The organism is Xenorhabdus sp. PB61.4, assembly GCF_963894935.1.
Taxonomy (GTDB): Bacteria; Pseudomonadota; Gammaproteobacteria; order Enterobacterales; family Enterobacteriaceae; genus Xenorhabdus; species Xenorhabdus stockiae.
On record NZ_CAWQJR010000030.1, the window covers coordinates 1 to 10,453 of the forward strand.

Here is a 10,453-nt window from a genome sequence, read left to right on the forward strand (position 1 = left end):
ATATGTGGCAACTCTTAGCGTGCGTTGAAGAATTTATGATTGCATTTTCATTAGGGCAACAACCGGGAATGAAAAAAATGAGTGTATCGTTATTATGAAAGCTTATTTAACTATCAGGAGTTAGCAAATTATATAAATAGCTTTTCTCCTATTGATAACCCCAAAATAACTGGCAAGAAACCCAGAAAAAAACGGCGAAAAAAATAGTAGAATATTTTCTCAAACGAGCCAAAGATTTCTTTTTCGCGATTGTTGTCTTTATCTACTATGGCGGAATCGCAATTAATCTGTTCCTCTGGCATGCCTATGTTTCAACAGAAAGTCATTTTTTTGGTGCTATATCCGGGATCGCCTTCTCCTGGCTTTCGAAAAAACAGTTAATTAAAAAGCAAAAAGATAACCTGATTACCCGCAGATGACAGTCCGTTACGATAACGGACTGTTGATAATCATGTCCACTCCAAAGCCGGATCATCTACTGGTTGACGTAAAACCTGTTTATCTTTTTGATAATCATGTGACACACGCCAGTTTTCGCTGCGTCCCTGACGGGGAAGAGCATCACTGCTTCGTTTTACATAACTGGATTTCAGCGCCCCGAAAATATTCTCATCCACCAAAATCTCATCCGGCTGCGCATGTGGAGCCACAACCGTAGCCTGACGGCGATCCATTTCATGGAACAGACGACATATATAATCCGCTGAAAGATCAATTTTTAATGTCCAGGCATTATTAATGTACCCAAACAGGTAAGCAAAATTAGGAATATCCCGAATCAATGTTCCCTTATAAAACATAAGGTTATTAGGCTCTATCGGTTGCCCATCAATGGAAACCCCAATCCCCCCCATAAGCTGTAATTGTAAACCTGTCGCTGTCACGATGATATCTGCCGGTAACTCCTTACCAGACTGCAACAAAATGCCATTCTCAGTAATATGCTTAATATGATCAGTAACAATCGATGCTTTTCCTTCTCTTATTACCTTAAAAAAATTACTGTCGGGCACAAAACACAATCGTTCATCCCACGGCATGTACTCAGGCGTAAGATTTTTCATGTCAAAATCAGGGCCAACTTTCCTTTGGGCTAGTCCCAGCAAAAATGCTCTCAACATATTGGGAAAATATCGGCTTATCTTATACAGGTAACTGAAAAATAATATATTACGCTCTCTGCTCAGGGCGTAAATCCAACGCTGAGGAATAATGCCTTTAAAAAATTCAGCGAATTTATCCTTGCCCGGTATTGAAAAAATATAACTGGGAGAACGCTGTAGCATAGTAATATGCTCTGTATCATTAGCCATTGCCGGCAATAAAGTTACCGCTGTCGCACCACTTCCAATCACAACAACCCGTTTCCGTTTGTAATCTAAAGTCTCAGGCCAATGTTGCGGATGAACCACCGGGCCCTTGAAATCTTCAAGTCCGGGAAGTTTGGGGGAATGAGGCTCATCATGGTTAAAGTAACCTGTCGCACCGATCAGAAAATTGCAGGTAAACTGCCGGGTTTCACCGCTGGCCTCATCAATTGCTGTAATCTCCCATTGACGGCTTTTATTTGACCAATTAATTAGGATTATTTTTATCCCAAACTGAATTTTTTTATCAATTTTATACTCCTCCATCGCTGAACGGAGATAACGTTTGATTGAAGGCCCATCAGCAAAAATACTGGTTTCTGTCCAGGGACTAAATTTATAGCCATAACTCATCATATCCGAATCAGTACGAATACCCGGATAACGGAATAAATCCCATGTTCCACCAATTGCACGACGACGCTCTAATATCCACACTTTTTTATCAGGGCATTCTCTGGCCAGATGGCATGCCATACCGATACCAGAAACACCAGCCCCCATAATCAAAACATCGTAATGATTATTCACATTCCCCCCTATAAGGTATTTTCTGATGAGGACATTTTCCCACCATCGCAACATGTTATTTTTTATTCAATAAAACAACCATTTGTATTTATGAGGGGGGACTAACATTAATCGAGGCAGGGGGATGGATAGCATTTGTACAGCGATGATGGTGACAAAGATAAGCCAGCGCGGTCAGCAACTATGTGGAATATAGAGCTACAGAATATTCCGCGTAGCCCTAGAAATGACTTTCATTATAAATCAATCACCAGCCGTTTACCTTTCGCTCTGGAACAGCAAATCAGCAGAGATGTCTGGCTCTCTCTTTCTTCATCACTAAAATAGTGATCACGATGATCGACCTCACCTTCTAAAATCGCCGTTTCACAAGTTCCGCAGATCCCTTCGCGACATAAACTTTCAACCACTGCGGCATTATTTCTTTCAATAACTTGCAGAATTGTCGATGCGTTATCGACCTCCAATTCAATTCCTGATCTGGCAAGCACAAGGGTAAAGGCATCACCTGTTTTATCTTCAACTGCAAACTGCTCAAAATGTAATTGATATTGAGGAAATCCGGCTTTTTGTGCCGCTTGTTTTACACCTTCACTTAATGAATTTGAACCGCATGTATAAATGTGGCTTCCTTCAGACAATTGAGCAATGAAAGTCTCCAGCTCCATACGGGAACCTTCAGATGAAACATGACAAACAACTTTATCTTTAAATTCTGATGCCATTAATTCTTGCCAGAATGCGTTTTCATTGGCATTCCGGTAACAATAATGCAGTTCATAATCTGCATTTTGCTGTTCCAGCTGATGCAGGTGAGACATAAATGGTGTGATCCCGATTCCACCCGCAATTAAGATATGTTTTTTGGCTTCAGGCACGATTGAGAATAAATTATTAGGCTCAGAAACAAAGAGCTTATCCCCAATAGTGACTTTTTCATGCATAAATGCCGAACCACCGCGTGAACGCGCTTCCCGCTTAATTGCAATTTGATAACGTTGTTCATCAAAAGGAGAATTGAGCAACGAATAGGCATTACTATAATTGCTGCTGCCATCCTGCATTTGCACAAAAATATGACTGCCAGCAGTAAACGAGGGTAAATGCGTGTTTTGATCTGGTATTAACGTGAAACGCTTAATGGTTGGCGTTATCGTTTCAATATCGCTGACAATAACACCAACCATTTGATAAGTAGCCATAAACTACACCTCATTCTTCATGGTAGATTTGCGCGATAAGATTATGAAAATAAGCGATACCATGCTCACTCATCCCACTTCCTGTGCTATCTGCCATAATGCGCCCCTGACCACGATAACCACGGGATTTCAGTCCCTTTTGTACGCTTTCAACCAAACGAAGATCTTCTGGGCGAAAAACATCGCGATACCATTCGATCAAATCGTTTTGCTCCTGCGTCAAATCCTCATTGGTAAAGTAAATATCGTAGTGTTGTAGCGTTGTTTCCGCATCAACCGGAAATTCATAAATCACCGTCATCATGCCTTTAATGGGCGTAACGTTGTACATAGTACAAGGCCATAACCAAAAACCATGGAATGAAGATTCACCTTCAAATTTGAAAGATTGCTCTGAGGGAACGGCATAACCAAATTGTAATGACCAGTTATCACGCATAGTATGCCAGTAGCGATCAACCTGAACAGAAGTAGAAAAACCCGGATGTGCCGGAGCACAGTGATAACATTCCAGATAGTTATCAACAATACTTTTCCAGTTAGCAGGAGTTGATGTCGTGAAACGGGCAGCCAGTTTTAAATCGTAAACGTCAGGGCAGGCTTCCAATACTTTGGCTCCTAATCCCGGCAACTGTTGTTCAACTGTACCGGCATTCACATCCATATTAATAAAGACAAAACCAGCGTATTCCTCCAGTTTAACAGGGGTCAGAGTCGCTAAGTCTTTATCAAAATTGGCCACATTTTCGCAATTACGCGCGTGTGCTAAGGTGCCATCAAGTTTAAAGGCCCACGCATGATAAGGGCAGGTAATCACATTTTTTGCCTTACCTTCCCCTTTTAATAACTGGTGTCCACGATGAGGACAAACGTTAAAAAATGCCCGTAATACTTTGTCACGCCCACGCACGATGACAATGTTTTCACCAATAATTTCACGCGTAATGTAATCATTCGGGTTAGCCAACTCGCTGATGTGTGCAACACAGATCCAACTCTTAGCGAAAATCGCTTCTTTCTCATAATCAAATACACTCTGAGAAGTATAGAAACGGGCTGGCATGGTATAAGCTTCTGTCGGGTTTGCACAAAAATCTCTTGGCAATGTGAAATCAGGATGTTGGATGCTCATATCAATTCCTTAATCTTCTTATGACGTTCATTGACTGTTTTGTTAGTTATTGCTGTCGTGGATGAAGGTATTGTTAGTATTTTTTACTTTTATCGGCACCGGAATAACAACATTCTCCTGCTGTTCAGAAGTATCAATAAGATGGGCAGGAACATGCGCGTAATCTTGTTTTATCCAGCGAATAAAACCATAGACCTTAAATAATAGGATCACCAGAAAGGGGAGTGCAGTCAGCACTACCGTTGTTTTCATTGTTTCCAGAGAAGCCTGTGTAAACAGGATCGAAAGGGGAATGAGTGTAATCACCACGCACCAGAAAAGACGTAAATTCCGGCTGGGGTCCTGACCTTCGCTTAAATTACGGGTACTGGTTGCTGCCATCGTATAGGCCACTGCATCCATATGTGAGGCCAGAAAAATAATCATAATGCAAAGATAGGCAATAAGGAAAAACTGACCGAATGGCAACGCATTCAATAGCTGATGAACCGCCGTTTCACCACCTAACGTATTTAATATTTCAGGGACATTAATGGCTCCGGTAATAAATTGGTGCATCGCATAGCTTTCCAGAACACCAAAGAAAAACCAGCAACCAAACGTACTACCTAATAACAAAGCCCAAATCACTTCCTTAATTTTTCGTCCGTGAGAAACCCTCGTCACAAACATAGCAACACCGGGAGTATATGAAATCCACCACAACCAATAGAAAACAGTCCAGCTACGGGTAAATTGCCCATCTCCCATTGGATCGGTAAACAAGCTCATTTGTAGGAAATTCTGTGTCGTCAGACCAATGGTATGAATAATATTATTAATGATAAATTCTGTCGGCCCTGCCATCAGAACCAGAAACGCAAACCCCAGCGCTCCCCAGCCCACCATCTGGCTTAATCGCCGCATACCATTATCAATACCAATATAAGAACTTAAGCTGAAAATTAAGGCGGCTAATAATGTGATTCCGGCCTGAACCATAAAATTGTTCGGTATGCCGGTTAGCACCGAAAGCCCACCACTTAATGTTGATGCAGTCACCACTAACGAAATCGTTAATGCGCCTACCGTCGCAATTAAGAATGTCATATCCACCAGACGACCCCAAAAACCCTGAGGATTGATTTTAATAATGGCAGAGATGATCCCTGACAGGCTCAGCCCTTTATTTTTTCTGACATGAAAATGGTAAGCCATTACCAACGAAGCCAGAGCATAAGTAGCCCAGGCACTGACCCCCCAATGGAAAAAAGAGTAGCTGATACTGTACTCGAGAGCTTTAGGTGTATGAGGAGCAATATTCAGACCGGGCGTTTTATAATAATAGGCCCATTCCATCACGCCCCAATATAACGTCGATGAACCAAGCCCCGCACAAATAAACATGCATAACCACGGTGCTGTGGCATATTTTGGCTTTCCTTCTCCAAGGCGAATATTGCCGTATTTACTCAGTGCCAGATAAAGGACAAACATCAAAGCGACAAGCACTAAAATCTGAATGGTTGACCCAAGCAAACGGGTCAGACCATTAAAAATTGCATTAGCAATAACACTTGTTTTTTCAGGAAACGCACCGAGTGTTATTGCTATCACAATAATGCAGACCAGACTGATGACAATTAACGGAATATCTTTCTTTGGGTTGCTCAGCATAAAACCTCCGCTTTACCATTTTGTATATCTCCTTATTTTTTATGGATACACAAAATTGCCTGTTATCGTTGTTATGGACAGGACAAAAGGAAAACGTGCAACTAAGTAAGAACAAAACTTATCGCTTCTTTTTGTTAACAATAAAAATATAGTGTCGCTACACTATTTAAACAATTAGCCAAACAGTAAATAGATAAAACACATATCGTAATTAATGTTTTGTGATGTTAGTTCAGAATCAGTCTGAAATCAGACAACAAAAAAACCATACCCCCAATAAAGAATATGGTTTTTAGAAAATAATGTTTTTTAGAAAAGAATAATTTTAAGTATTCAAATGACTAACGATGGCTTCTCCCACCTGCTGTGTTGATGCCTTTCCTTTCATATCCGGGGTCACAATGCCTTGCGCAATTACCGCTTCAATCGCCGCTAAGATATCATCATGAGCATCCTGATAGCGCTGCTCACCCTCGCCCAAAAACTGTAACATCATGGCTCCCGCCCAGATCATAGCAATCGGGTTAGCAATATTTTTGCCATAAATATCCGGCGCAGAGCCATGCACAGGTTCAAATAATGACGGGAAATTTCTTTCCGGATTCAGGTTAGCAGAAGGAGAAATTCCAATAGTTCCGGTACAGGCAGGGCCAAGATCAGAAAGAATATCGCCGAACAGGTTGGAAGCGACCACAACGTCAAACCGCTCCGGATTCAACACAAAGCGGGCACAAAGAATATCAATATGCTGCTTATCCCACTTAATATCAGGGTACTGTTTTGCCATCTCTTCAACCCGCTCATCCCAGTAAGGCATACTGATGGATAACCCATTGGATTTCGTTGCAGAAGTTAATAATTTACGGGGACGGCTCTGGGCTAATTCAAACGCATATTTCAGGATGCGATCAACACCACGGCGGGTAAAAACCGACTCCTGAATCACCACTTCATGCTCCGTACCTTCATTGAAACGACCCCCAATAGCGGAATATTCCCCTTCAGTATTTTCCCGGACAACATAAAAATCGATATCTTCCGGTTTCTTATTCGCTAATGGACAGGGCACTCCCGGTAACAAACGCACAGGACGCAAATTAACATACTGCTGAAAATCACGGCGAAACTTAAGTAATGATCCCCAAAGTGAGATATGATCAGGCACGGTTTCAGGCCAGCCTACCGCGCCAAAATAAATAGCATCAAACTGCATTAATTGATTAAACCAGTCATCGGGCATCATTTTGCCGTGCCTGAGATAATAATTGCAGCTAGCCCATTCAAAATATTCAAACGATAAATGAAGATCCCATTTTTCAGCCACCGCCTGCAAAACCCGAATACCTTCAGGAAGCACTTCATGACCAATTCCATCACCCGGAATTGCTGCAATTTTAAACGTTTTTTTCATCAAGTATATCTCATTTATCAGGGGACAGAATTGACTTTTCGTATATCTTATAATTGACTGATTTGTATTCAATACTAAAAATGTAGAAACATAATTTACAATTTATGAATAATCTTCCCTTTTTACAGGATCTACGCGTCTTTCTTTTAGTGGCGAAAAGAGCCAGTTTTGCCGCCGCCGCGGAAGAGATCGGTGCCTCTCCTGCTTTTATCAGTAAGCGCATCGCGATATTAGAGAATGTATTGAATGTCAGTCTGTTACACCGAACCACACGCCGGGTATCTATTACAGAAGATGGTGAGCGGATTTATGAATGGGCGCAGCATATTCTGAACGATGTTAACCAGATGATGGATGAACTCTGCGAACTTCGGCAAGAACCGCAGGGAAAGATCAGAATTACCAGCAGCTTTGGCTTTGGCCGGAAGTTCGTTGCTCCGGCATTATCAGCATTGATCCAGACTTATCCACAGCTCGATCTTCGTTTTGATGTGGAAGATCGTCTTGTTGATCTGGCGACTGAAGGGATTGATCTCGATATTCGTATTGGTGATGAGATTGATGACAATCTGATTGCCCGCAAACTGGCATCCAACCGCCGGATCCTCTGTGCATCACCGGCTTACCTTGCCCGTCATTCAGTGCCAAAATCAATTAATGAACTCCCTTCTCATGCCTGTCTGGTGATCAAAGAGCGGGATCATCCGTTCGGGGTCTGGAAACTACAAAACAGCACAGGAGTTCAGTCAATAAAAGTCACCGGGCCGATGTCATCCAATCATGGTGAGATCATTCACCAATGGTGTCTGGATGGGCACGGTATTATCCTGCGATCATATTGGGATGTTAAAGAGAGTATTAATTCAGGAGCTTTGGTACACATTCTGCCGGAATATTACCAGTCAGCGAATATCTGGGCGGTTTACGTTACACGCTTGGCTATGTCCGCCCGTATCAGAGTAACAGTTGAGTTTTTAGAGCGTTATTTTCAGGAGCATTATTTGGAGTAAAAGCAACTTCATAATGACTATGTCTAAAGCTACCTTATAGCTGCAAATAAATCTTGGATCTTTAAAAACATAGGAGTTGTTCCATTGGATGCAGGAACACCTAACTCAACAAACCCAAGAAGGGTATAAAACGCGACTGCATCAGGGTCTGCATCCAAAAATACCCCCTTAATCGGCATCACATTATGAACTTTAATGGCGTGCTCTAAAAACTCCTGCATTAAAATATGACCATATCCCTTCTTTTGATGTTTTGCCGATACTCCCAACATCACCAAGCGAACGACGGAAAGGTCGCTTGGCATTGAACCAGTTATTACACCACTCAGTCTGGATTTTGCTAGCGAATAACCTGTAAAACTGCACACACCAAGTAACTCGCCTGTTTTATCATCAATTAAGACCTTAGAGACGCAATTTCCATTGGCAACATTACTTTTAAGACTACTGCGAACGTAGCGGTTAAGAACATGGTTACCACAATCAAAAGCTTTTTGGCCCGGATATATCATATCGCTCTGGTAGTTCACACAAATGTATTCAACCGCAATTTCATTTAGTGGCTTTTCCATCTTTGTTCTTCCTCATCAGAGCGCGTAAAGCAAGTGTTGGGGACGCTGGTTCAGCAATCAGCATATTCAAAGTACGCCAGTTTTCTTCATCTAATTCACGACGCTTTTGATTTTCCAGTACTTCTTCCGCTCGCTCAAAAGCCGCACTCAGGATAAATGCACTTAAATCAACACCAGCAACTTGTGCTGCCTGACGCAAAGTTTCTTTCAATTCAGTGCTGGTCTTTAACTCTACACGGGCATTTTTCACCTCTTTATGAGGCTTTTTTACCGATATCGTTGCCATTTTGGTTACTCCAGTTAGTTGATAAAACTATATTTTATTAATTTAATTGTAGAATTATTCACCTATAAATGTTTATTTATCGTACTGACGGAAGATAGCATCTGATGAGATAATAAGCAAATTTATACGGCCAATAACCGTACATATAACATATAAAAGTTAACTGACTATTTTACGATATTATTACACTTACCCACTGATCATATGGAAATCACATCTTGAATAATTACAAATTACTCCCTGCGCTGGTATCAATACTGAAAACACTTAACCTGACCGAATCTGCAAAACAGTTAAATGTTACCCAGTCTGCAATGAGTAAAACATTAAATCAGCTACGTGAAGATTTTCATGACAGAATTATTGTGCGGGAAGCCAATCAGTTCATCCTGACGAAAAAAGGAGAAAAACTGAAAGCACAACTTCCGGCCTTACTTCAACAGTTAAATAATCTGTATGCACCTGAACTAATGGAACCAAGTCTTTGTGACAGAAAGTTTACCTTAGCCTCCAGCGATTATGTTGCTCAGGCTATTTTACCCTCTATATTGAGCCATATTGAAAAAGAAGCACCTAATGTCAGTATTGAATATAAACAGTGGCATAAAGATAACCTGTATAACGTAGCTGAGCAGGATGTGGATTTAGTAGCAACAATTGCTGATTCAGTACCCGATAATTTATACGGGAATTTAATGGCGGAAGACCCGCTTGTAGTAGTATTCAGGAACGACCATCCTCATTTTGATAACAATATGACAGTCAATAACTATATTAATGGCCGACATATTCTCATCAGTGGCGGCGGAGATAAAAACAGCCCGATTGATCAACAATTAGCGATGATGAACCTAAAACGCCATATTTTTGCAACCGTACCCTTTTTCCAGTCAGCCATTGAGTTGTTATTAAAAACGGACACAATGCTAACCATGCCACTACATATTGCAGCTAATTTTTCTCAACAGTATGATTTGAAAATAAAAGCCCTACCTATCGAGATCAAACCACAACAATACTATTTACTCTGGCATGCTAAACACCATGAAGATCCAGAACATAAATGGTTCAGAGAACTTTGCTTACCTTTAATCAAAAACCATCTTGAAAGGACAATAAAATACGGTATGAAATTAATTCATACCCACAAGTAGATTTATCATATTTACATACAGATTAACGCGATGCTCGACTTTTATGATGAGTTGAAATGACATAGCCGCTCCTTTATAACTTTAAGTCGTCAAAAATAGAGAAATAAAGGAACAAAAGGCTATGTCACAGCA

At 41.0% G+C, this 10,453-nt stretch carries 9 protein-coding genes; 2 read left to right on the forward strand and 7 right to left on the reverse strand.

The genetic code is table 11. The features are described 5' to 3' along the window. Positions 1-449: 449 nt before the first annotated feature. The 5 genes from AACX68_RS02810 to AACX68_RS02830 all read right to left on the reverse strand — a co-directional run bounded on the left by AACX68_RS02810 (position 450) and on the right by AACX68_RS02830 (position 7,299). Entirely contained in the window at positions 450-1,898 is a 1,449-nt protein-coding gene (locus tag AACX68_RS02810; protein WP_228860546.1) for a flavin-containing monooxygenase, read from the reverse strand. A gap of 236 nt (positions 1,899-2,134) precedes the next feature. After that, positions 2,135-3,100 carry a PDR/VanB family oxidoreductase gene (locus tag AACX68_RS02815; protein ID WP_228860547.1) on the reverse strand — a complete coding sequence of 322 codons (966 nt, stop codon included), beginning with the start codon at positions 3,098-3,100 and terminating at the stop codon, positions 2,135-2,137. A 10-nt stretch (positions 3,101-3,110) separates the two neighbouring features. Then, positions 3,111-4,232: an aromatic ring-hydroxylating oxygenase subunit alpha gene (locus AACX68_RS02820; protein ID WP_228860548.1), complete on the reverse strand. Its 1,122-nt coding sequence runs from the start codon at positions 4,230-4,232 to the stop codon at positions 3,111-3,113. A 42-nt stretch (positions 4,233-4,274) separates the two neighbouring features. Then, the gene (locus AACX68_RS02825; protein WP_255705716.1) at positions 4,275-5,888 is read right to left on the reverse strand and encodes a BCCT family transporter; all 1,614 of its coding nucleotides are present in this window, start codon (positions 5,886-5,888) and stop codon (positions 4,275-4,277) included. 325 nt (positions 5,889-6,213) lie between these two features. Beyond that, on the reverse strand, positions 6,214-7,299 hold the full coding sequence (locus AACX68_RS02830) for a tartrate dehydrogenase (protein WP_228860549.1): 1,086 nt from the start codon (positions 7,297-7,299) through the stop codon (positions 6,214-6,216). Between the two features lie 104 nt (positions 7,300-7,403). Here AACX68_RS02830 and AACX68_RS02835 point away from each other — a divergent pair, with 104 nt between their 5' ends. After that, entirely contained in the window at positions 7,404-8,309 is a 906-nt protein-coding gene (locus tag AACX68_RS02835; RefSeq protein WP_228860550.1) for a LysR substrate-binding domain-containing protein, read from the forward strand. Positions 8,310-8,338: 29 nt separating this feature from the next. Here AACX68_RS02835 and AACX68_RS02840 read toward each other — a convergent pair whose 3' ends face one another. Together AACX68_RS02840 and AACX68_RS02845 are read right to left on the reverse strand one after the other, a co-directional pair. Beyond that, positions 8,339-8,881, reverse strand: coding sequence for a GNAT family N-acetyltransferase (locus AACX68_RS02840; protein ID WP_228860551.1), 543 nt, complete (start codon positions 8,879-8,881; stop codon positions 8,339-8,341). Further along, on the reverse strand, positions 8,862-9,167 hold the full coding sequence (locus tag AACX68_RS02845) for a type II toxin-antitoxin system TacA family antitoxin (protein WP_228860552.1): 306 nt from the start codon (positions 9,165-9,167) through the stop codon (positions 8,862-8,864). The genes AACX68_RS02840 and AACX68_RS02845 overlap by 20 nt, the downstream gene beginning before the upstream one ends. A 218-nt stretch (positions 9,168-9,385) precedes the next feature. Here AACX68_RS02845 and AACX68_RS02850 point away from each other — a divergent pair, with 218 nt between their 5' ends. Continuing rightward, positions 9,386-10,321: a LysR family transcriptional regulator gene (locus AACX68_RS02850; protein ID WP_228860553.1), complete on the forward strand. Its 936-nt coding sequence runs from the start codon at positions 9,386-9,388 to the stop codon at positions 10,319-10,321. Positions 10,322-10,453 lie beyond the last annotated feature (132 nt).

Excerpts from the sequence above, each read along its gene's own strand:
- AACX68_RS02815 (WP_228860547.1), bottom strand. The coding sequence starts at position 3,100 with ATGGCTACTTATCAAATGGTTGGTGTTATTGTCAGCGATATTGAAACG.
- AACX68_RS02820 (WP_228860548.1), bottom strand. The coding sequence starts at position 4,232 with ATGAGCATCCAACATCCTGATTTCACATTGCCAAGAGATTTTTGTGCA.
- AACX68_RS02825 (WP_255705716.1), bottom strand. The coding sequence starts at position 5,888 with ATGCTGAGCAACCCAAAGAAAGATATTCCGTTAATTGTCATCAGTCTG.
- AACX68_RS02830 (WP_228860549.1), bottom strand. The coding sequence starts at position 7,299 with ATGAAAAAAACGTTTAAAATTGCAGCAATTCCGGGTGATGGAATTGGT.
- AACX68_RS02835 (WP_228860550.1), top strand. The coding sequence starts at position 7,404 with ATGAATAATCTTCCCTTTTTACAGGATCTACGCGTCTTTCTTTTAGTG.
- AACX68_RS02840 (WP_228860551.1), bottom strand. The coding sequence starts at position 8,881 with ATGGAAAAGCCACTAAATGAAATTGCGGTTGAATACATTTGTGTGAAC.
- AACX68_RS02845 (WP_228860552.1), bottom strand. The coding sequence starts at position 9,167 with ATGGCAACGATATCGGTAAAAAAGCCTCATAAAGAGGTGAAAAATGCC.